Raw genomic sequence first — 22,147 nt, 5'->3', positions numbered from 1 at the left:
CTGTGCTCTCAATCTAGCGTCAGCGGCAGCTTGCTCGGCTCTCATCCGAGCTTCGTCAGCAGCCTTCTTCTGCTGAACCTGAGTATCGAGTTCTAACCTGGCTTTGCTGTTGTCGAGTGCACTGTTCTTCGCTTCGTTCTTCGCAGCCTCTTTGGCTTTTGCCAGTGCTGCGCTCAGTGAACTGTTGGACGAAGGTGACGAGCCAGAATTAGGTGTGGTCTTGGCGGTTCGCTGAAGATCATCGATCCGCTTCTTATCGGCATCTCGGCACTGGTTGACCCAATTGTTGTAAGCCGTGGTTTTGCGATTGTACTCGTTGATGCGGTCCTGGCAGACAGATATTTCTTGATAGCATTCATGCCATGGCCGACTGGGTGCGTTGAACCTTCGGTCGCACGCCTTTGCAGCTTCTCCCTTAGGATCGCAGCTCGTGCCGTCTTGCAACGCATAAGTGGAGAGGTCGGCAGGACACATTCGGCCGACGAGGTTCATGTCTTGGGCGAAGCAAGGATATGCTGTCAGGGCTGCGAAAGCCAAAAGCAATGCATGCGCAGTGAAGCGCCAATTTTTTAACATGAACAGCTCGATCAAAAGAGAGTTCAGCAATTTGGCAAAGCAATTTACGATAATCTGCATCCGCATGCGAAGCCGTGTCAAGACGACCAGGGAAGTGCTGGGTGATATTAGTCAGCTCCCAAATGACCTTGCGGAAAGGGGCTATTCTGACTGAGCAGTTTTTTTGAAGGTCCAATCTTCTAAGCCAAGCGCCTCGAAGAGCTGGTTGGCACCGTACGCAGCCGCAGTGCTGTCCCTACGGGACGCATAGCCTAAGAGAGCGGCGTGGATAATCGCTTCAGTCTGCTCTCTGGAGTAGAACCTTTCGACGTCGGGAGAGTAAAAAGTCGAACACTCGTCGAGCAAAGCCTCCACTTTATCGGTGATCTCATGATTCATCTGCGACCAGGCCAAGGTTCAGTCTCCCAATTTCGTGGCAAACACTGCCGCAGTGGCTTGCTTGCCATAGTACTCCTGAATCATCTGCACTGAGGTGCCCATGTTGCGGGCCACCTCAAACACGCCGACTCCATTGCGGAGTGCGTTCACTGCATAAAAATGGCGTAGGCTGTAAACGGTATACTTCTCGCCGAAGCCGTTGCGCTCTATCCCGGCCTCTCTAAGAGCAGCATTGAGTTGGTCGATGAGTGTGGTGATCTTCGATCCATCTGGCATACTGAAGAGAAGACCGACCGCATCTTCTGCTCGGCGTTTTGTCAAATATCTGTCTAGCCGCTTCGCTGCTACCCACCTGACAACAACGTCTCGCTCGCCAGTTTTTCCCCTCACGACTAAACGATAATTGTTGCGGCCCTTCTCATCCGTGAAGGGGTGAACGTCTCGGATATTCAGGCTATTTGCTTCGCCGGTTCGAATGCCTGAGTTGGCGAGCACCAGGACATAGTACCGCAATAGCTCTCGGCTCTTACGAGTGCGGGCATCTCTAGCGGTCTCGACCCGTTTGCATAATGTGCGCCAAAGCTTGCAGTACTCCCATCGCTCGAAGGCAGGCCGAACTCTTTTCTTCTTCGGCGTAAAGCTAACGGTTATCCGAGGTCTATCGCCACGCCATCCCTGCTCTGCGGCCCATTTAACGATGGCCTTCCCGAGCATCATGTCCCATTGCAGAGTTTTATCTGTGGGATGTCGCTTGGCGTTCTTTGGCAGCTTGTCGAAGGAAGCGTAGTAATCCCGGCGCCACGGAATGAACTCCCGCATCACCTTGTCATCAATATCCTCAACGGCGAGGTGCCCAGCGTATTCACGCCAGAACTTCGAAACCCTTCTAATCTGCCTCAGCATCCCAACCGAGGTCTTGCCGTGTGCATGATCCCGCTCACGGAAGCGGATGTAGTCGTCAATGACGGTCGAGAATGTTTTGGATTTTGGCGGCAGGCCCTGCTCGGCTCTGTGTTCTAATTGGAACAGCAGCCGTCGGCCCAGCTGTACGGCAGCCTCCTCGACCGTCGTCCTCAACGACCGAGTGACATATTTCCCCGGTGAAAGTCGCAGGCGGGCATAGCAGGTGCCGTTACGCCGAAAAATCGTGAGCCTGCCATCCTCAAGATACCGAGCGCCGTCCATTCATGGTGCCCCTGAAGATCAGCAAGCACCACCATGGTCGACAGCATTTCAATTGAAGGCGGGCAGCCTAGCTGAGGCGATCCACTAACCCATTGAAGAGGCAACGATAAGTTGCATCAAGCCCAGCGGCCGTGGCAGTGCTTGTACTTCTTGCCCGAGCCGCACGGACAATCCTCGTTGCGGCCGACCTTGCCCCAGCTGGCCGGGTTCTTGGGATCGCGAAGGGCGGCGTCGGTGGCCTGGGCACCGAGCGTGACGCTGGCAAGGGCCATCTCGTCTTCGCCGGTGTTCGGGTCGAACTTGTGCGCCTCCATCGCCGGCAGGATGGGAGCCTCCTGCTCTGGCGGGACGATCTCGACCCGCATCAGCTGCGCCGTCACGGCCTCGCGCAGATGCGCGCTCATCTCCTGGAAGAGGTTGAAGGCCTCGGTCTTGTACTCCTGCAACGGATCGCGCTGGCCGTAACCGCGCAGGCCGATGACCTGGCGCAGATGGTCGAGCATGATCAGATGCTCGCGCCAGAGATGGTCGAGCGTCTGCAAGAGAATGGTCTTCTCGACGTAACGCATTACGTCGGGACCCCATTGCGCGACCTTGGCCGCCATGTGCTCGTCGGCTTTGGTCTCGATGCGGGTCAGCAGCTCCTCGTCGGCGATGCCCTCTTCCTTGGCCCATTCGTCGACCGGCAGGTCGAGATCGAGCACGCGCTTCAATTCATCCTTCAGCCCCGCGACGTCCCACTGCTCGGCATAGGCATGCTCGGGCACGTGCTTGGCGACGAGATCGTCGATGAAGGCGTGGCGCATGTCGGCGATGGTCTCGGCGACGCTCTCGTCCCTCATCAACTCGACGCGCTGATCGAAGATCACCTTGCGCTGGTCGTTCTGGACGTTGTCGAACTTGAGGAGGTTCTTGCGGATGTCGAAGTTGCGCGCCTCGACCTTCTGCTGCGCCTTCTCGAGCGCCTTGTTGATCCAGGGATGGATGATGGCCTCGCCCTCTTGCAGGCCGAGACGCTGGAGCATGCTGTCGAGACGGTCCGAGCCGAAGATGCGCATCAGGTCGTCTTCGAGCGACAGGAAGAACTTTGACCGGCCGGGGTCGCCCTGACGGCCGGAACGGCCGCGCAGCTGATTGTCGATGCGGCGGGATTCATGCCGTTCGGAGCCGATGATGTAGAGGCCGCCGGGCTTGTTCACGGTCTTGGCGGGCTTGCTCCCCTTCGCCGGCTCGATCTCGACGGTCTCCTCAGCCTTCAGCACGATGTCGCGGAAATGCGCGATGTCGGCCTTGATCTGCTCGATCTTCTTGGCCTTCTCGGCATCGTCCTCGATGCCGGTGGTCTCCTGCTGGATGCGCATCTCCAGCGAGCCGCCGAGCTTGATGTCGGTGCCGCGGCCGGCCATGTTGGTCGCGATCGTGATTGCGCCGGGCACACCGGCTTCGGCGACGATATAGGCTTCCTGCTCGTGGAAGCGCGCGTTCAGCACTGCAAACAGCTTTGCCGGCTTGCCGGCGCGGGCCGCGGCATAGAGCTTGTCGAGCGCGTTGTCCTTGCCGAAGTCGATCTGCTTATAGCCGTTCTTCTTGAGGAATTCGGCCAGCACTTCCGACTTTTCGATCGACGCCGTACCGACCAGCACCGGCTGGAGCCGCGCGTTCGCACGCTCGATCTCGGCGAGGATCGCGCCGTATTTTTCCTGCTGGGTGCGGTAGACCTCGTCGTCCTCGTCGAGACGCGCGATCGGCAGGTTGGTCGGAATCTCCACGACCTCGAGCTTGTAGATGTCGAACAATTCGTCCGCTTCGGTCGCGGCCGTGCCGGTCATGCCCGCGAGCTTCTCGTACATGCGGAAGTAGTTCTGGAAGGTGATCGAAGCCAGCGTCTGGTTCTCGGGCTGAACCTGGACGTGCTCCTTGGCTTCCAGCGCCTGGTGCAGGCCTTCCGAATAGCGGCGGCCCGGCATCATGCGGCCGGTGAACTCGTCGATGATCACGACCTCGTTGTCGCGGACGATATAGTCCTTATCGCGCGTGAACAGCGTGTGGGCGCGCAGCGCCTGGTTGATGTGGTGCACGACGGAGACGTTCTCGACGTCGTAGAGCGACTCGCCCTTGAGCTGGCCGGCATCGCGCAGCAGGGTCTCGATCTTCTCCATGCCGGCTTCGGTCAGCGTCACCGTGCGCTGCTTCTCGTCGACCTCGTAATCGGTCTTGTCGAGCTTGGGCAGGAAGCTGTCGATGGTGTTGTAGAAGTCGGAGCGGTCGTCGAGCGGACCGGAGATGATCAGCGGCGTGCGCGCTTCGTCGATCAGGATGGAGTCGACTTCGTCGACGATGGCGAAGAAGTGCGGCCGCTGGACCATGTCCTCGAGCCGATACTTCATGTTGTCGCGCAAATAGTCGAAGCCGTATTCGTTATTGGTGCCGTAGGTGATGTCGCAGGCATAGGCCGCCTTGCGCTCGGCATCGTCGAGGCCGTGCACGATCACGCCGGTGGTCATGCCGAGGAAGCCGTAGATCTGGCCCATCCAGCCGGAGTCGCGGCGGGCGAGGTAGTCGTTGACGGTGACGACGTGAACGCCCTTGCCGGCGAGCGCGTTGAGGTAGACCGCGAGCGTTGCGACCAGCGTCTTGCCTTCGCCGGTCTTCATCTCGGCGATGTCGCCCTCGTGCAGCACCATGCCGCCGATCAGCTGGACGTCGAAATGGCGCTGGCCGAGCGTGCGCTTGGCCGCCTCGCGCACCGTGGCGAAGGCGGGCACCAGGAGGTCGTCGAGGGTCTTGCCTTCGGAGATCTGCTTCCTGAACTCGGCGGTGCGGGCCTTGAGCGCCTCGTCGGAGAGTTTCGAGACTTCGGGCTCCAGCGCGTTGATCGCGTTGACGCGGGACTGATATCCCTTCACCCGCCGGTCGTTGGCGGAGCCGAAAAACTTGCGGGCGAGCGCGCCGATCATGCCTAGTTCCTGTGTTCGCGATTTAACCGCGTTGCAGCCAAGAAGTTGTCACCCGCCTGCCTATTCAACTCACCGTGACGCCGATGGCGCCTTCAGCCCGGACTGCGGGGGTCGTCCGCCATATGGGTGGGAATTGAGCAAGTCTGGGTTCAACGGCCAAAAACGCAGCAAAATAAACGCCATCGCCATGGACGCGACCGGGCCAGAGATATGGCCGGCCCCTAGCCTTGTCAACGGCGGCCGCATTGCGGCTAATTCATCATTTTGACAGACTTTTCGCGTTGCCAAGGCCCCCTGAATTGGGCGAGTGTCCGCCCCGCTCGAGCAGCCCCCTGCTTCAACATAAGGATTTTCCATGACCACCTCGTTCCCGGTAACCACCGGCCAGCGCTTTCGCCATGCGTCCGCTCTGGCCGGCTGCCTCGCTCTGGCGCTGTCCCTGGCGTTCGCCGGGCCGCTCCGCGCCGCCGACGATCCGGTGCTGGCGAAGGTCAATGGCGCGGAAATCAAGAAGAGCGACGTCGCCATGGCCGAGGAAGAGCTCGGGGCGAGCCTCGCCCAGATGGACCCGGCGACCAAGGACGAGAACGTCCTGTCGTTCCTGATCGACATGAAGATCGTCAGCAAGGCTGCCGAGGACAAGAAGGTCGCCGACAGCGAGGAGTTCAAGAAGCGTCTGGCATTCGCCCGCAACCGCCTCCTGATGGACAGCCTGCTCGCGGGCGAGGGCAAGGCCGCCACCACCCCCGACGCCATGAAGAAGGTCTATGAGGAGGCCTCCAAGCAGATCACCGGCGAGCAAGAGGTGCGCGCCCGCCACATCCTGGTCGAGACCGAGGACGAGGCCAAGGCGGTGAAGGCCGAGCTCGACAAGGGCGCCGATTTCGCCGATCTCGCCAAGAAGAAGTCCAAGGATCCGGGCTCAGCCGATGGCGGCGACCTCGGCTTCTTCACCAAGGAGCAGATGGTGCCGGAATTCTCAGCCGTCGCCTTCGCGCTCGAGCCGGGCAAGATCTCCGACCCCGTGAAGTCGCAGTTCGGCTGGCACGTCATCAAGGTCGAGGAAAAGCGCAACCGCAAGGCGCCGGACTTCGAGCAGGTCAAGGCCCAGATCGAGAACTACGTCACCCGCAAGGCCCAGGCCGAGTACGTCGCCAAGCTCCGCGCCGAAGCCAAGGTCGAGCGGCTGGACCAGCCGGCGGATGCGGCAAAGGACGCCAAGCCGGCCGATGCGGCCAAGCCCTCCGACAGCAAGATGGCGCCGCCTGCGAAGAAGTAAGCCGAAGACAATTTCGACGTCGCGATGGCCGGGCATGTCCCGGCCATTTGCGTTTTTGGTGTGGACGGGCGCGGCAAATACAACTGTCGTCCTGGCGAAAGCCAGGACCCATTACCACCGTCATCAATTGTTCACGAAGGCAATCGCCATCGCGCAAACCAACACTTGCTGCGGCGTATGGGTCCTGGCCTTCGCCAGGACGACACTGTGTATGCGGCGCGCCTCTCCCAATCCGCCGAGTGAGATGATAGGAAGCGCCTCCCGCCCCGTTACCGGAAGCCCGCGATGTCCTCCTCCGTCTCTCCCCTCGCCCCGAAACACGTTCCCGACATGCCCGTGATCGCGGGCGTCCGTCTTGCGACCGCCGAGGCCGGCATCCGCTACAAGAACCGCACCGACGTGCTGCTGGCGGTGATGGACCAGGGCACGGCCGTGGCTGGCGTCTTCACCAAGTCGAAATGCCCCTCCGCGCCGGTCGAATGGTCCCGCGCCAAATTGAAGGGCGGCAAGGCTCGCGCACTCGTCGTCAATTCCGGCAACGCCAATGCCTTCACCGGCAAGACCGGCCGCGCATCCACGGCACTGACCGCGAAGATCGCCGCCAAGGCCGTCGGGTGCAGCGAGGGCGAGATCTTCCTCGCCTCGACCGGCGTGATCGGCGAGCCGCTGGACGCGACCAAGTTCGACGGCGTGCTCGGCCGCCTCGCCGAGACCGCCGAGCCCGGCGATTATCTCGCTGCGGCCAAGGCGATCATGACCACCGACACCTTTCCGAAGGTCGCGACCACGACCGTGAAGCTCGGCAAGGCCAAGGTCACGATCAACGGCATGGCCAAGGGCGCCGGCATGATCGCTCCCGACATGGCGACCATGCTGTCCTTCATCTTCACCGACGCGCCGATCGCGCCCGCCGCGCTGCAAGCCCTGCTCAAGAGCGGCGTCGAGGACACCTTCAACGCCGTGACGATCGATGGCGATACCTCGACCTCGGACACGCTGCTCGCCTTCGCAACGGGCGCCGCCGCCGCGCATGGTGCGCCAAAGATCAGCCGCGCCAGCGACCCGCGCCTGAAGGCCTTCGTCAAGGCATTCAACCAGGTGCTCGCCAATTTGTCAGAGCAGGTGGCCCGCGACGGCGAAGGCGCGCGCAAGCTGGTCGAGATCACCGTCGAGGGCGCCAAGACCAAGGCTTCGGCGCGCAAGATCGCGATGTCGATCGCCAACTCGCCGCTGGTCAAGACCGCGATCGCCGGCGAGGACGCGAATTGGGGCCGCGTGGTGATGGCGGTCGGCAAGGCCGGCGAGCCGGCCGATCGTGACAAGCTCTCGATCTCCTTCAACGGTATCCGCGTCGCCAAGAGCGGCGCGCGCGATCCGTCCTATGACGAAGCCCAGGTGTCGGAGGCGATGAAGGCGCCGGAGATCGCGATCAAGGTCGCGCTCGGCCTCGGCAAGGGCCGCGACCGCGTCATGACCTGCGACCTCACCAAGGAATATGTCGCGATCAACGGGGATTACAGGTCGTAAGGCAGCATGGCCGATCTCAAGCTCACATTGGTGGTGGCCTGCGCGCTGGTCGACGCCGACAAGCGCGTCCTGATCGCGCAACGCCCCGAGGGCAAGGCGCTGGCCGGCCTCTGGGAATTCCCGGGCGGCAAGCTCGAGCTGGGCGAGCGGCCCGAGCAGAGCCTGATTCGCGAGCTCCACGAGGAGCTCGGCATCACGGTCGCCGAGCCGTGCCTGGCCCCGCTGACCTTTGCGAGCTACGGCTACGAGACCTTTCACCTGTTGATGCCGCTCTACATCTGCCGGCGCTGGGAGGGGCAGGTCACGGCGCGCGAAGGCCAAAACCTCGCCTGGGTCCGCGCCAACAAACTGCGCGATTACCCGATGCCGCCCGCGGACATCCCGCTGATCCCGCATTTGATTGATTTGTTGATGTGACAATGCCGTGCCCCGGACGCAGCGCAGCGCATCTTCAGCGGTGCGCTGCAGAGCCGGGGCCATGCTTGCCGCGGAGCTGGGTCCCGGCTCTGCAGCGCATCACCTGGGTGCTGCGCTGCGTCCGGGACACACATCACTCTTTCCCCGCCTTCTTCACCGCCTCGGCCAGGCTCGCCTTGGCCGAGCCGGGCTTGAGCGGCTGCTGCTGGCTCGCATGCGGGGCCCAGCCGGAGAGCCAGATGATATCGAACGTCGCACGGATGCGGCCGTCGGCATCGGCGAAGCGCTCGGCATAGATCTCGGCCATCCGCAGCAGCGTCGCGCGACGGCTCGGCACGCGCCGCCGCTCGATCAGCACATTGGCCGCACCCATGCGGCGAAGATCCTGCATCAGCGCAAACGCATTGGCATAGCGCACCACGACACGGTCGACGTCGGTGACCGGCAGCGCAAAGCCCGCCCGCTGCAACAGCGCGCCGATATCGCGCAAGTCCGCGAACGGCGCAACGCGCGGCGACACGCCGCCTTCGCATTCGGCTTCGGCGGCCGCAAACGCCTGACGCAACTCGGTCAGGCTGTCGCCGCCGATCATGGCGGCGAGCAGCAATCCGTCCGGCCTCAATGCGCAGCGCACCTGCGCGAGCACACCCGGCAAGTCGTTGACGAATTGCAGCGCCAGCGCCGAGACGATGAGGTCGAGGCTTTCGGGTGCAAAGGGAAGCTTCTCCGAACCCGCGGCATCGAGCGCGATGTGCTCGATGGCAGGTAGCCTCGTGCGCAGTCCCACGAGCCCTTCGCCGGGCGTCCAAAGATCGGCCGGTGCCTGGAATTCCCGCATCACCGCGGCCAGCCGGTCGGACATGTCCTCGGCGACACGATCGAGCAGGAAGGCGACCGGACCTTGCGCCCGCGCGCGACCCTGCCGCGCGTGCAACAAAGCGCGATCGAACAAAGCGGGAGGGGATTGCGGAGCTTGAGCCATGCCGCTGGTTACGCCGATCACGACGGCTATTGCAATGTCCTCTCTCGTGTCCCGGACGCGCTGCAGCGCTCTTAGCGCTGCAGCGCAGAGCCGGGACCCAGCCGGCAACAGCGGATGATGCCGCGCGATGGGCCCCGGCTCTGCAGCGCACCGCCGAAGAGGCGCTGCGCTGCGTCTGGGGCACGAGAGCGTGGCTTGAGCGGATAAGCATGGAACGCTAGCCTTCCCCGCATGGCCGCCGAAACCGCCCCCGCCCGATCCATCGCCGCCCCTCTGCGTGCCGCGTGGACGGCTGGCCGCCAGGTGCTGTCGCGCGCGGCGCGGCTTGCCCTCGACATCGCACTGCCGACGCAGTGTGTGTCCTGCCATGAGCCGGTCGACGGCGAGGGCGTGTGCGCTTCCTGCTGGGCGCGGCTGTCGTTCATTGAACGACCTTATTGCCCGCGGCTCGGCATTCCCTTTGTGTATGACCCCGGTCCCGACATGCTGTCGATGGAGGCGATCGCGAGCCCGCCGGCCTACCAGCGCGCGCGAGCGGCGGTGCGTTATGACGACGTCGCGCGCACGCTGGTGCATGCGCTGAAATACCAGGACCGCACCGATTTGGCGCCCGCCATGGGCCGCTGGATGGCGCGCGCCGGCGGCGAGCTGCTCTCTGGCGCAGACATGCTGATCCCCGTTCCCCTGCATTGGCGGCGGGCCTGGCGGCGCCGCTACAACCAGTCCGGGGCGCTGGCGCGGATCATCGCGCGGCAGAGCGGCGTCGAGGTCCGGGGCGAGGTGTTACGGCGGGTGCGCGCCACCGAGCAACAGATCGGCCTGTCGCGGGCCCAGCGCGCCACCAATGTGCAGGGCGCGTTCCAGGTATCCCCCGACCGTCAGCCCGAGATTCAGGGCCGCCGCATCGTCCTGGTCGACGATGTCTTGACATCGGGCGCCACGTTGGACGCCTGCGCGCGGGCTCTGCTGCGCGCCAAGGCCGCCCAGGTCGACGTGCTGGTCTTTGCCCGGGTTGTGGAGACCCGGTAAAGTCCCATATAATTCAACGAATTCATGACATGAGAGCGCCAGACGAGATGACTGCTGCCATCGAGATCTACACGAGGCCGGGCTGCGGCTATTGTTCCGCCGCCAAGTCGCTGTTGAGCCGCAAGAAGGCGACCTTCACCGAGTTCGACATTGCCAAGAACCCGTCCTGGCGCCAGGACATGTACGGCCGCGCCGGCGAAGGCTCGACGTTTCCGCAGATCTGGATCGGTGGAACCCATGTCGGAGGCTGCGACGAGCTCTACGCGCTCGACCGCGAAGGCAAGCTCGACGGCATGCTCGACAGTATCAAGGCCGTCTCATGAGCGAGGATCGGACCTTCACCGCCGCCATGGTGCAGATGCGCACCGGTCTAATGCCCGGGCCGAGCCTTGAGCAGGCTACCAAGCTGATCCGGCAGGCGGCTGCGGACGGCGCGGACTACGTGCAGACGCCCGAAGTCAGCAACATGATGCAGCTGAACCGCAAGGCATTGTTCGAGCATCTTCAGAGCGAAGAAGACGACACCTCTCTGAAGGCATATCGGGCCCTCGCGGCGGAACTCGGAATCCACATCCATGTCGGCTCGCTCGCGCTCCGATTCTCGCCTGAGAAGGCGGTCAATCGCTCCTTCCTGATCGGGCCCGAGGGCAACGTGCTCGCGAGCTACGACAAAATCCACATGTTCGACATCGAGCTGCCGGACGGCGAGAGCTATCGCGAATCCGCCAATTACCAGCCGGGCGAGACCGCCGTGATCTCCGACCTGCCTTGGGGCCGCGTCGGCCTGACGATTTGCTACGATGTCCGTTTTCCTGCGCTCTACCGCGCGCTGGCCGAGAGCGGCGCGTCCTTCATCACCGTGCCCTCGGCCTTCACCCGCAAGACCGGGGAGGCGCATTGGCACGTGCTGTTGCGCTCGCGCGCGATCGAGACCGGTTGCTTTATCTTCGCCGCGGCGCAGGCCGGCCTGCACGAGAACAAGCGCGAGACCTACGGCCACTCCCTGATCATCGACCCCTGGGGCGAGATCCTCGCCGAGGGCGGCGTCGAGCCCGGCGTCATCATGGCCAAGATCGACCCGGCCAAGGTCGAGACGGCGCGCCGGGCGATTCCCTCGCTCCAGCACGGCCGCCGCTTCGGCGTCGCCGACGCCAAGGCCGGGCCAGACCATCTGCATCTCGTACGGGGATCGGCATGATCCGCTACGCACTGCACTGCGACCGGAACCACGCCTTCGAAAGCTGGTTTCAGAGCTCGTCGGCCTATGATTCGCAGGTGAAGCGCAAGCTCGTGACCTGCCCGATTTGCGGCTCGGCCAAGGTCGACAAGGCGATCATGGCCCCGCGCATCGTCGGCAAGAAGGGGCGCGGCCGCGCTACGCCGCCACCGGAGCCCACCGCGAGCGCCACGCCTGCGCCCGAGGCTGCGCCGTCAGGACCGACCTCGCTGCTGATGGCGCAGGAGAAAGAGCTGCGCACGAAGCTCAAGGAGCTGCGCGATCACATCGTCAAGAACGCCGACAATGTCGGCGATCGCTTCGCCAACGAAGCCCGCGCCATGCACTACGGCGACAAGGAGCACCGTCCGATCTATGGCGAGGCCTCGCCCGACGAAGCCAAATCGCTGATCGACGAAGGCATCGAGGTGTCGCCGCTGCCGGTGCTGCCGGAAGATCGGAACTAAACCCCTACCAGCACAGCCACCCCGACCACGATCAACGCGATGCCTGCAAGCTCGCGCGGCGCGATCGGCTGCTTGAACGAGTAATACGCCACGGCTTGCGCGAACAGCACCTCGATCAAAGCGAGCGTGCGGACGTTGGCGGCGGCCGTCAGCGCAAACGCCAAGAACCAGAATTGCGAGGCGAAGGCGCCCGTGAAGCCCGCGAGCATCGACGGCCGCCACAGTCCGAGGATTCCCCGCAACACGTCTGGCGCGCGCCAGAGCAGATAGATCGTCAGCACCAGCGTCTGCACGAACAGGCCGAGCACCAGCGTGAACGACGAAGCTGTCACGAACGACACGCCCGGCACCGTGATGATGGCGCCGCGAAAGCCGACCGCGGAGAGTGCGAAGGCCGCAGCGGCGACGAGCCCCGTGATGGTCGGCTTCAATTCCGCAAAGCTCTTCTCGCCGCCGGGCCGGAGCGCAGTGATGACGACGCCGACGGTCGCGATCACGATCGCCAGCACCTTCAGCCAGGTCAGGTGATCGCCGAGGAAGACGAAGCCGAAGATCGCGGTCTGGATCGCTTCGGTCTTGAGGTAGGCCGTCGTCACCACGAAGGAGCGGTCGTTCATGGCGAGCAGCATCAGCCCGGTGGCGACGATCTGGCTGAGTGCGCCGAGCAAGAGCCACGGCCAGAACACGAACGGCGGCATGCCGACATGATCGCCGGTGGCGACCAGCACCACCGCGAGAAACAGCAGCGAGAACGGGAAGCCGAACAGGAAGCGGATGTTGGTCGCGCCCCAGGTCCCCAGCGGCTTCGTCAGCGACCGCTGCATCGCATTGCGCGCGACTTGCCCGAGCGCGGCAATGATGGTGAAGGGAATCCAGAGGCTGGCGATGGTGAACATGGGGGTGGGATGGGGGGCAGGGAAGATTGCGGCAACGTGCCGCTAGCGGCGAAGCAGGTCAATCACGCGCAAGTCATGGGAGCGATGCTTTCGCCACATCTTCGGTGTCGTCCTGGACAAGCGAAGCGCAGATCCAGGACCCATTACCCCATGGGGCAGTTTTGCGAAGACCCGTAGTTGTCGGTTTCGCGCCACAACATCTGCCGGGGTAATGGGTCCTGGCCTGCGCCAGGACGACACCGAATGGTTGGATGCGGCGCGGCCTCACACCATCCCTTCCGCCACGACCATGTAGTTCACGTCCATGTCGGAGGAGAGGGTCCATTTGTCGGCGAAGGGGCTGTAGACGACGCCGGTCTGCTCGGTAATGACGAGGCGGTTGTCGAGCAGGTATTTTGTGAGCTCATCGGGAGTGACGAACTTGTTCCACTCGTGGGTGCCGCGCGGCAGCCAGCGCAGGACGTATTCGGCGCCGACGATGGCGAGCGCAAAGCTCTTCCAGTTCCGGTTCAGCGTCGAGACCACCATCAGGCCGTTCGGCTTCAGCATCGCCGCGCAGCGCTTCAGGAACACGCCGACGTCGGTGACATGCTCAATCACTTCCATCGCCAGCACGATGTCGAAGCGCTCGCGCGGATCGATCTCTTCCACGATGGTGCAGCGGTAGTCGATCGCGAGATGGCTCTTGTCGGCATGCAGCTTCGCGGCGGCGATGTTGCTCGCCGAAGGATCGATGCCGATGACCTGCGCCCCCAAGCGCGACAGCGGCTCGCACAGCAGGCCGGCGCCGCAGCCGATATCGAGCACGCGCAAGGACCCGAGGCAGTTGAGGCTGCGCACATTGCGCTCGAACTTGCGGCAGGCGGCGTCACGGATGTAGCCAAGCCGCAGCGGATTGATCCGGTGCAGCGGCGCCATCTTGCCCCTGGGGTCCCACCACTCCGCCGAGAGTTTTGAGAATTTCGCGATCTCCGCGGCGTCGACGGTCGAACCCGGCTGGGCGGTGGCGGTTGCGGAAGTATTTTGCTGCATGCTCATGGTTACGCGCGGTCCTACCGCGTGGTGATCGAACTACGGAAGGCGAGCGGCGAGGCGATGGTCTTGATCGTCTCGATTCCCTCGCCAACGCCGCGAATCGTCACGTCGCCGTAGTTGAGAATCCGTCCAAGAATGGTCTGGTCGACGTCGACGCTCTCGACCTTGTCCAGCGCCATCTCGAAGGTGCGGCGCTTGATGAACCCGGTCTTGTGCACGACCCGGAGGTTGGTGACGTCGGTTTCGGTGGTGAAGCGATGGAACCAGCCCTTGATGGTCCAATACAGGGCCGCCAGAGCCACGAGACCCGCGGCTATAAGGCAAAGCAAAACGAGCCCGTCGGCGGTTGCCTGCCGCGACAGGATCAGCAGGGCCAACGTTACGATCCAGGCCACGATGGCCGGAAAATAGAAGATCCAGTGCGCATTGGTCGAATACAGCACCCGCTCGCCCGGTTGCAGGATCTCGTCGATATAACGCGCCATGGCCTCGGTTAACCCACTACCCCCGCACCCTGCCCCCGCAGGAACCCGCTTGCCCCCGGCCCCGCCGCTCTGTATACGCGCGGTCGGTATCCGCGAGGCACCCGTCCGGTGCGGTCACCATACTGATCCTTATGAGGGAATGCACGCGTCGTCATGAGCCGCCTCGTGATGAAATTCGGCGGCACGTCCGTCGCCAACATCGAACGTATCCGCAACGTCGCGCGCCACGTGAAGCGTGAGGTCGACGCCGGCCATGAAGTGGCCGTGGTCGTCTCGGCGATGTCCGGCAAGACCAACGAGCTGGTGGCGTGGTGCACCGAGGCCTCGCCCCTGCACGATGCGCGCGAGTACGACGCCGTCGTTGCCTCCGGCGAACAGGTGACGTCCGGCCTGCTTGCCATCGTGCTGCAGGGCATGGGCATCCAGGCCCGCTCCTGGCAGGGCTGGCAGATCCCGATCAAGACCAGCGACGCCCATGCCTCGGCCCGGATCGAGGACATCGACGGCAGCGAGATCATCAAGCGCTTTAGGGAACGCAAGGAGGTCGCGGTCATCGCCGGCTTCCAGGGTATCAACCCAGATACGGATCGCATCACCACGCTCGGCCGTGGCGGCTCCGACACCTCGGCCGTGGCGATCGCCGCCGCCGTCAAGGCGGACCGCTGCGATATCTACACCGATGTCGACGGTGTCTACACCACCGATCCGCGAATCGTGCCGAAGGCCAAGAGGCTTGATAAGATCGCGTTCGAAGACATGCTGGAACTGGCCTCCCAGGGCGCCAAAGTGCTCCAGGTCCGCTCGGTGGAACTCGGCATGGTCCACAACATGCCGATCTTCGTCCGCTCGAGCTTCGACAAGCCCGAGGATATCGACCCGCATGCCAACCAGCCGCCCGGCACGCTGATCTGCAGCGAGGAGGAGATCATGGAAAGCCACGTCGTCACTGGTATCGCCTTCTCCAAGGACGAGGCCCAGATTTCGGTGCGCCAGGTCGAGGACAAGCCGGGCGTGGCGGCCTCGATCTTCGGCCCGCTGGCGGATGCCAACATCAACGTCGACATGATCGTGCAGAACGTCTCGGAGGACGGCAAGACCACCGACCTCACCTTCACGGTGCCGGCCGCCGACTACACCCGCGCCAAGGACACGATTACCGCCGCCAAGGCCAAGATCGGCTATGCCCGGCTCGATACCGCCACCGACGTCGCCAAGATTTCGGTGATCGGCAGCGGCATGCGCAGCCATGCCGGCGTCGCCGCCCAGGCGTTCTCGGCCCTCGCCGGACGGAATATCAACATCCGGGCCATTACAACCTCCGAGATCAAATTCTCGGTTTTGATCGACACCGCCTATACCGAGCTTGCAGTGCGCACCCTGCACACGCTCTACGGCCTCGATCAGACTTAGACGAATTTTCTGTTAGCGGTCGCAGCAAACGCGAAGGTGTCCACACATTCGCGTTTGGCAGGCGTTTTGCTTGGCAAAACAAGCCCCAATTCGCTATAGGCGGACAGGGTGGGCTGCCAGATACTGTGCCCCAGTTGAGGCGATGCCGATTCGGCTCTGGCAACCACCAGGGCCGGCGCCGGACGAACAAGCTTGTTGTTTTTCTGGATTTCCGGGCGAGCCGCCGACAGCCCTTCGGGGCCCGGCAGACGGAGGAGATTGACGGTACATGCGGAGCGCGTCGGGAGGTCCCCGCGTCTTGTTGAGACGGCTCCGCGAAACCATGGCGGAGCAGGTCTCAGCCCAGGAGCGGCTGGACAAGATCGTGGTGCTGATTGCCGCCAACATGGTGGCCGAGGTGTGCTCGGTTTATGTGCTGCGCATCGACAACACGCTGGAACTCTACGCCACCGAGGGTCTCAACCGCGAGGCGGTGCACCACACCGTGCTCAGCGCCCATGAGGGCCTGGTCGGCCTCGTCGCCAGTGAGGCGACGCCGCTCAACTTAAGCGATGCGCAGAGCCACCCGGCCTTCTCGTTCCGCCCCGAGACCGGCGAAGAAATCTACCACTCCTTCCTGGGCGTGCCGATCCTGCGGGCCGGCAACACGCTCGGCGTGCTGGTGGTGCAGAACCGCGCCAAGCGCAACTATGTCGAGGAGGAGCTCGAGGCGCTCCAGACCACCGCCATGGTGCTGGCGGAGCTGATTGCCTCCGGCGAACTGTCCGCGCTCGCCCAGCCCGGCCAGGAGCCTGCCGCGCGCCATTCCGCGCAGAAGGTCGGCGCCATCCTGTCGGAAGGCATCGCGCTCGGCCATGTCGTGCTGCACGAGCCGCGCGTGGTCATCAAGGACTACATCGCCGAGGACCTGCCGAAGGAAATCAAGCGGCTCGACACCGCGCTCGCCAAGCTGCGCGCCGATCTCGACCGCATGCTGGAGCGCGGCGACGTCGCCGACGGCGGCGAGCACCGCGACGTGCTGGAAGCCTACCGCATGTTCGCCAACGACCAGGGCTGGTCGCACAAGCTGCACGAGGCGGTCGCCACCGGCCTCACCGCGGAAGCCGCCGTCGAGCGCGTGCAGTCCGACACCCGCGCGCGCATGCTGCGCTCGACCGATCCGTATCTACGCGACCGCCTGCACGACCTGGAAGATCTCGGCTACCGCCTGATGCGACAGCTGGTCGGCCAGGACCACGCGCCTTCACGCGAGCAATTGCCCGACAACGCCATCGTCATCGCCCGTGCGATGGGCCCGGCGGCGCTGCTCGACTACGATCGCAAGCGCCTGCGCGGCATCGTGCTGGAGGAAGGCACCGCCAATTCCCACGTCTCGATCGTGGCGCGCGCGCTCGGAATCCCTGCGGTCGGCGAAGTTCCGAACGCCCCTGGCATCGCCGATCCCGGCGACGCCATCATCGTCGACGGCACGTCGGGCTCGATCTATGTGCGCCCCTCGCAGGAAATCGAGGCCGCCTTCGCCGAGCGCGTGCGCTTCCGCGCCCGCCGCCAGGCGCAGTATCTGGCGCTGCGCGATCGGCCTTGCGTTACCAAGGACGGCCAGAAGGTCGAACTGATGATCAACGCTGGGTTGGCCATCGACCTGCCGCATATCGACGACACCGGCAGCGCCGGCATCGGCCTGTTCCGCACCGAATTGCAATTCATGGTCGGCCAGAGCCTGCCGCGCACCAGCGACCAGCTCGCGCTCTATCGCACCGTGCTGGATGCGGCCGGCAGCAAGCCCGTCACCTTCCGCACCCTCGACATCGGCGGCGACAAGGCGCTGCCCTACATGGAAGCGGTGATCGAGGAGAATCCCGCGCTCGGCTGGCGCGCGATCCGGCTCGGGCTCGATCGTCCCGGCCTGTTGCGCGGCCAAATCCGCGCGCTGTTGCGTGCCGGCGGCGGCCGCGCGTTGCGCATCATGTTCCCGATGATCTCGGAGGTCGCCGAATTCGATGCGGCGAAGGCGCTGGTCGAGCGCGAGCTCACATATTTGCGCCAGCACGGCCACACGCTGCCTGAAAGAATCGACATCGGCACCATGGTCGAGGTGCCGGCCCTGCTCTACCAGCTCGACGAGCTGCTGAAGAAGGTCGACTTCATCTCGGTCGGCTCCAATGATCTGTTCCAGTTCCTGTTCGCGGTCGACCGCGGCAACGCAAAAGTCTCCGAGCGCTTCGACACGATGTCGGCGCCGATCCTGCGCGCGCTGCGCGACATTGCACGCAAGTCCCATGCGGCGAAGAAGTCGCTGTCGCTCTGCGGCGAAATGGCCTCCAAGCCGATCGGCGCGCTGGCGCTGATCGCACTGGGCTATCGCTCGCTGTCGCTCTCGGCCACCGCCCTCGGCCCGGTCAAGGCGATGGTGCTCGACCTCGACGCAAAAAAGGCCGAGGCGATGCTTGGCCCGTTGCTGGACGCGCCTGCGGGCAGCGTCGCGATCCGGCAGAAGCTGACGGAATTTGCCGAGGCCGAAGGCCTGGCGTTGTAGCGAGCCTGGCGCCGCTTCCGCTCTCCTCGCCTCCGTCCGCCCATTTGAGACTGTACCGATGTTGTCACTCCCCGAAGCCAAACTGGACGTCCTGCTCGCGCATCACGCCTCACTCGAGGCCGAATCGCTGGGCCAGCTCGCCTCCGACCGTTATGTGCAGATCACGCGCGAGCTCGCCGAGATCACGCCGCTGATCGAGGCGGTGAAGACCTATCGTTCCGCGGTCAGGGAGCTCGCCGATACCGAAGCCCTGATCGCCGATCCCGCGACCGATGCCGAGATGCGCGGCATGGCGGAAGCCGAACGCGACGAGCTAACGGCCAGGATCGAGGAGCTGGTCCAGAAGATCCGCGTCGCGCTGCTGCCCAAGGACGCCATGGACGACCGCAACGTGGTGCTGGAAATCCGCGCCGGCACCGGCGGCGACGAAGCTTCGCTGTTTGCCGGCGATCTGTTCCGGATGTACGAGCGCTTCGCCAGCCTTCAGGGCTGGAAGGTCGAGGTGATCTCGGCCAGCGAAGGCACCGTCGGCGGCTACAAGGAGATCATCGCCGAGGTGCAGGGCCGCGGCGCGTTCTCCAAGCTGAAATTCGAATCCGGCGTGCACCGGGTGCAGCGCGTGCCCGATACGGAGACGCAGGGGCGCATCCACACCTCCGCGGCGACGGTCGCGGTGCTGCCGGAGGTCGAGGATGTCGACGTCGATATCAAGAACGAGGATCTGCGCATCGAGACCATGCGCGCGCAGGGCGCCGGCGGCCAGCACGTCAACAAGACCGAATCGGCGATCCGCATCACCCACATCCCGACCGGGATCGTGGTGATGATGCAGGACAGCCGCTCGCAGCACAAGAACCGCGCCTCCGCCATGAACATCCTGCGCTCGCGCATCTACGATGCCGAGCGCCAGCGCGTCGATGCCGCGCGTTCGGCCGAGCGCAAGGAGAAGGTCGGCTCCGGCGACCGCAGCGAGCGCATCCGCACCTATAACTTCCCGCAAGGGCGCGTGACCGACCATCGCATCAATCTGACGCTCTACAAGCTGCCGCAGGTGATCGCGGGGGAAGCACTCGGCGAGCTGATCGACGCGCTGACCACAGAGCACCAGGCCGCGCAGCTCGCCGCGCAGGGCGCGGCGGCCTGACGCGTGAGCAATCCCTTCACCGGACGATCGATCGAGAGCGTGCGGCGCACGCTGGCCACGCAATTGAGATCGGCCCAGCTCGACGAAGCCGAGCTCGATGCCCGCATCCTGCTCGGCGCGGCGCTCGGCCTCGACCTCACTGGCCTGATCGCGCAGGCCGCCCGCCCCCTCACGGAAGCCGAGGCGTCGCGGCTCGCACAGCACCTACAGCGTCGCATCGCCGGCGAGCCGGTGGCGCGCATTCTCGGCACACGCGAATTCTGGGGGCTGCCATTTCGCCTGTCCGAAGCGACCCTGGTCCCGCGTCCCGATACCGAGACCGTGGTCGAGCTCGCACTCGAAATCCTTCGCGAGCAGAAGGCATCTCATCCACCCCGCATCGCCGACATCGGCACCGGATCCGGCGCGATCCTGCTTGCGCTGCTGCACGAAATTCCTGATGCCTTCGGCGTCGGCACCGACCTCAGCCTGACGGCGCTCGTCACGGCCAGGGACAATGCCAGGGCTCTCGGCCTCGCCGACCGCGCCGCCTTCGTCGCCTGCTCCTATGCGGCGGCGCTCTCGGGCCCGTTCGATCTCATCGTGTCGAACCCGCCCTATATTCCCTCGGCCGAAATCCCGAAATTGAGCATCGAGGTGCGCGAGCACGATCCGCATCTGGCACTCGACGGTGGCAATGACGGATACGACGCCTATCGCGCCCTGATCCCGCAGGCGAGCGAACGCCTCGCCCCCGGGGGCGCGCTGATCGTCGAGGCCGGACAGGGCCAGGCCCGAAATATTGAAACCTTGATGGCGGCTGCCGCGTTAGTGCCGGACAGGCCACCCAAGGCCGATCTGGCGGGTATTCCGCGGGCCGTTTCGGCCCGAAAAATGCCCCCATAAAAGCCGGATTGGCCCGTAAAAACCTCTTGGAATATCCCGTGGGAACGACTACGTTTCGGTCAACACATCGGTGCCGGCCCCGTAGACCTACGGGCGAAAGCCGGGCTCTCGGGCGAGAGCTTTACTGATTATAGGTTCCAAGCCGCAGGTCCTGTTGAGCGCGATGGCCAGTGGAGCTGCGCTGCTCTCCGACCGCAACGTGAACGAAAGCCTATTGCGCTTGAAGACTTACGCAAGAAAGCTGGGCCTGTTTCGGCAGGCGATATGAATGGGTTCGCTGGCAATGAATGCTGGCGGGTGGGGAACGCGTCTTTGTTGAACGCGACGGTCGACGAACATCGGCAGGGTTCAGGCTGCTCTTGCACGCGGTGCGTGCGAGAATCGTGAACCGCTGTCACCAGGTCACTCCGAGCAATCAGTAATGCGTGCAACCTTTAGGGCTGGAATTAAAGGCAGGACATGAGAAACGGTCAGAACAAGCAGCGGATGCGCAACCGCAACAACAATAACAACAACAACCGGCGCGGCCAGAACCCGATGACCCGGGTCTTCGAGTCCAACGGGCCCGACATCAAGATCCGCGGCACGGCTTCGCACATCGCGGAAAAATATCTTCAGCTCGCGCGCGATGCGCGCTCCTCCGGCGACCCCGTTGCGGCCGAGAACTACTACCAGCATGCCGAGCATTATTTCCGCCTGATCGCGGCCGCCCAGGAGCAGTTCCGCCAGAACCAGCAGCAGCCGCGCGGTGACGAGCCCATCGCCAGCAGCGACGACAGCGAGGACGATGGCGAGAATTTCTCGGCCTTCGGCCAGGAGCCGGGCTTCGTCCCGCAGCCGCCGCAGCAGCCTTTCATGCGCGACCGCGATGGCCAGCGTGATCACCATCAGCGCGATCATCAGCCGCGCGACAACCAGCAGCCCTATCAGCGCGATCAGCAGCAGCCGCGCGAGCACCGCGAACGCGAGCATCGTCCGCAACCGCAATATCAGCCGCAGCCGCAGAATCAGCCGCAGCCCGTCATCTCCGATGCCGGCAGCGTCGATCGCCTGCCCTCCTTCATCACCGGCGCGCAGCCACAAGTGAATGTCGGCGCGAATGGCGGCCAGGGCGGCTTCGAGGGTGGTAGCGGCGGCGGTGGCGAACGCTATCCGCGGCGGCGCCGCCGGCCGCATGGCCCGCGTCCCGAGCGCGAAGCCGCTCCGGTCGCGCCCAGCGACGATCTCGCGACCGGCGAGTAAGCTTCTTCCGATTTCGTGAACTGCATCGTCCCGGCCACGCCGGGACGATTTGTTTTTGGCGATGCGCGTTGGCTGAGTTGCACCTCTTGCGGGAGAGGTCGGCGCGAAGCGCCGGGTGAGGGCTCTCTCCTCTTGGCGAATCTCTCTGCGGAGGCACCCTCTCCCCACCCCTCTCCCGCAAGCGAGAACTTTGCATAATCGGCGAATCTGCGATTCCCTGGACCGGTTGGAGGGGACGGGAATGGCATATCGGCAGGTGGGGCAACCGAGCTTTGCGGACGCGCTGGTGTCGCGGCAGGGGAAAGCCAATCCGGTACTAAGGCGGATTGGCGAACTGGTCGATTGGGCAGCAGTGGAGCGCGTGCTGCGCGGCCTGCCGGAACCGGAGCGCGGGGCGCCGGCTTATCCGCGGCTGCTGATGTTCAAGGCGCTGCTGCTGCAGCAATGGTATGGACTGTCCGATCCGGAGCTTGAAGAGGCGCTGGATGACCGTGCTTCGTT

At 64.2% G+C, this 22,147-nt stretch carries 21 protein-coding genes; 13 read left to right on the top strand and 8 right to left on the bottom strand.

Annotated elements, in window-relative coordinates:
• The 4 genes from BLV07_RS44515 to secA all read right to left on the bottom strand — a co-directional run.
• A partial coding sequence (locus BLV07_RS44515) for a hypothetical protein (RefSeq protein ID WP_210187866.1) occupies positions 1 to 642 on the bottom strand: 642 nt, incomplete at its 3' end.
• A 75-nt stretch (positions 643 to 717) separates the two neighbouring features.
• Entirely contained in the window at positions 718 to 969 is a 252-nt protein-coding gene (locus BLV07_RS44510; protein ID WP_143035730.1) for a hypothetical protein, read from the bottom strand.
• A gap of 3 nt (positions 970 to 972) precedes the next feature.
• A complete protein-coding gene (locus BLV07_RS44505) occupies positions 973 to 2,139 on the bottom strand; it encodes a tyrosine-type recombinase/integrase (RefSeq protein WP_091898962.1) in 1,167 nt (388 codons plus the stop codon).
• Between the two features lie 116 nt (positions 2,140 to 2,255).
• Positions 2,256 to 5,096: a preprotein translocase subunit SecA gene (gene secA, locus BLV07_RS44500; RefSeq protein WP_091898961.1), complete on the bottom strand. Its 2,841-nt coding sequence runs from the start codon at positions 5,094 to 5,096 to the stop codon at positions 2,256 to 2,258.
• Between the two features lie 355 nt (positions 5,097 to 5,451).
• Between secA and BLV07_RS44495 the strand changes: the two genes are divergently transcribed.
• From BLV07_RS44495 to mutT, 3 genes are all read left to right on the top strand, one after another.
• Positions 5,452 to 6,375: a peptidylprolyl isomerase gene (locus tag BLV07_RS44495; protein ID WP_091898960.1), complete on the top strand. Its 924-nt coding sequence runs from the start codon at positions 5,452 to 5,454 to the stop codon at positions 6,373 to 6,375.
• Between the two features lie 285 nt (positions 6,376 to 6,660).
• Positions 6,661 to 7,902 carry a bifunctional glutamate N-acetyltransferase/amino-acid acetyltransferase ArgJ gene (argJ, locus tag BLV07_RS44490; RefSeq protein WP_091898959.1) on the top strand — a complete coding sequence of 414 codons (1,242 nt, stop codon included), beginning with the start codon at positions 6,661 to 6,663 and terminating at the stop codon, positions 7,900 to 7,902.
• A 6-nt stretch (positions 7,903 to 7,908) separates the two neighbouring features.
• Entirely contained in the window at positions 7,909 to 8,319 is a 411-nt protein-coding gene (gene mutT / locus BLV07_RS44485; RefSeq protein ID WP_091898958.1) for an 8-oxo-dGTP diphosphatase MutT, read from the top strand.
• Between the two features lie 133 nt (positions 8,320 to 8,452).
• Here the strand turns inward: mutT and BLV07_RS44480 are convergent, their stop codons facing one another.
• Complete coding sequence (locus BLV07_RS44480; RefSeq protein WP_091898957.1) at positions 8,453 to 9,301, bottom strand: methyltransferase domain-containing protein; 849 nt, start codon at positions 9,299 to 9,301, stop codon at positions 8,453 to 8,455.
• Between the two features lie 231 nt (positions 9,302 to 9,532).
• Between BLV07_RS44480 and BLV07_RS44475 the strand changes: the two genes are divergently transcribed.
• The 4 genes from BLV07_RS44475 to BLV07_RS44460 are packed head-to-tail and all read left to right on the top strand — an operon-like array spanning position 9,533 to position 12,013.
• The gene (locus tag BLV07_RS44475; protein WP_091898956.1) at positions 9,533 to 10,330 is read left to right on the top strand and encodes a ComF family protein; all 798 of its coding nucleotides are present in this window, start codon (positions 9,533 to 9,535) and stop codon (positions 10,328 to 10,330) included.
• Between the two features lie 47 nt (positions 10,331 to 10,377).
• Positions 10,378 to 10,653, top strand: coding sequence for a glutaredoxin 3 (gene grxC / locus BLV07_RS44470; RefSeq protein WP_091898955.1), 276 nt, complete (start codon positions 10,378 to 10,380; stop codon positions 10,651 to 10,653).
• Entirely contained in the window at positions 10,650 to 11,528 is an 879-nt protein-coding gene (locus BLV07_RS44465) for a carbon-nitrogen hydrolase family protein (RefSeq protein WP_091898954.1), read from the top strand. Before grxC ends, BLV07_RS44465 begins: the two co-directional genes overlap by 4 nt.
• The gene (locus BLV07_RS44460; RefSeq protein ID WP_091898953.1) at positions 11,525 to 12,013 is read left to right on the top strand and encodes a DUF1178 family protein; all 489 of its coding nucleotides are present in this window, start codon (positions 11,525 to 11,527) and stop codon (positions 12,011 to 12,013) included. Before BLV07_RS44465 ends, BLV07_RS44460 begins: the two co-directional genes overlap by 4 nt.
• Here BLV07_RS44460 and BLV07_RS44455 read toward each other — a convergent pair.
• From BLV07_RS44455 to BLV07_RS44445, 3 genes are all read right to left on the bottom strand, one after another.
• Entirely contained in the window at positions 12,010 to 12,909 is a 900-nt protein-coding gene (locus BLV07_RS44455; protein WP_091898952.1) for an EamA family transporter, read from the bottom strand. The genes BLV07_RS44460 and BLV07_RS44455 overlap by 4 nt on opposite strands.
• 264 nt (positions 12,910 to 13,173) lie before the next feature.
• Positions 13,174 to 13,947, bottom strand: coding sequence for a bifunctional 2-polyprenyl-6-hydroxyphenol methylase/3-demethylubiquinol 3-O-methyltransferase UbiG (gene ubiG, locus BLV07_RS44450; RefSeq protein WP_176946173.1), 774 nt, complete (start codon positions 13,945 to 13,947; stop codon positions 13,174 to 13,176).
• A gap of 14 nt (positions 13,948 to 13,961) precedes the next feature.
• Positions 13,962 to 14,429 carry a PH domain-containing protein gene (locus BLV07_RS44445; RefSeq protein ID WP_091898951.1) on the bottom strand — a complete coding sequence of 156 codons (468 nt, stop codon included), beginning with the start codon at positions 14,427 to 14,429 and terminating at the stop codon, positions 13,962 to 13,964.
• A 153-nt stretch (positions 14,430 to 14,582) separates the two neighbouring features.
• On the opposite strand from BLV07_RS44445, the gene BLV07_RS44440 reads away from it, so the two are divergent.
• The 6 genes from BLV07_RS44440 to BLV07_RS50220 form a co-directional block, all read left to right on the top strand.
• Positions 14,583 to 15,839: an aspartate kinase gene (locus BLV07_RS44440; protein ID WP_091898950.1), complete on the top strand. Its 1,257-nt coding sequence runs from the start codon at positions 14,583 to 14,585 to the stop codon at positions 15,837 to 15,839.
• 268 nt (positions 15,840 to 16,107) lie between these two features.
• The gene (ptsP, locus tag BLV07_RS44435) at positions 16,108 to 18,375 is read left to right on the top strand and encodes a phosphoenolpyruvate--protein phosphotransferase (RefSeq protein ID WP_091898949.1); all 2,268 of its coding nucleotides are present in this window, start codon (positions 16,108 to 16,110) and stop codon (positions 18,373 to 18,375) included.
• Between the two features lie 58 nt (positions 18,376 to 18,433).
• Complete coding sequence (gene prfA, locus BLV07_RS44430) at positions 18,434 to 19,519, top strand: peptide chain release factor 1 (protein WP_091898948.1); 1,086 nt, start codon at positions 18,434 to 18,436, stop codon at positions 19,517 to 19,519.
• 3 nt (positions 19,520 to 19,522) lie between these two features.
• Positions 19,523 to 20,404 carry a peptide chain release factor N(5)-glutamine methyltransferase gene (gene prmC, locus BLV07_RS44425; protein WP_091898947.1) on the top strand — a complete coding sequence of 294 codons (882 nt, stop codon included), beginning with the start codon at positions 19,523 to 19,525 and terminating at the stop codon, positions 20,402 to 20,404.
• 459 nt (positions 20,405 to 20,863) lie between these two features.
• Positions 20,864 to 21,646 carry a DUF4167 domain-containing protein gene (locus BLV07_RS44420; protein ID WP_091898946.1) on the top strand — a complete coding sequence of 261 codons (783 nt, stop codon included), beginning with the start codon at positions 20,864 to 20,866 and terminating at the stop codon, positions 21,644 to 21,646.
• A 241-nt stretch (positions 21,647 to 21,887) separates the two neighbouring features.
• A partial coding sequence (locus tag BLV07_RS50220) for a transposase (RefSeq protein WP_143035434.1) occupies positions 21,888 to 22,147 on the top strand: 260 nt, incomplete at its 3' end.

The organism is Bradyrhizobium sp. Rc2d (assembly GCF_900099855.1).
Taxonomy (GTDB): domain Bacteria; phylum Pseudomonadota; class Alphaproteobacteria; order Rhizobiales; family Xanthobacteraceae; genus Bradyrhizobium.
Note: the sequence above shows the minus strand (reverse complement) of the source record. Positions and strands in the feature narration are given on the sequence as shown.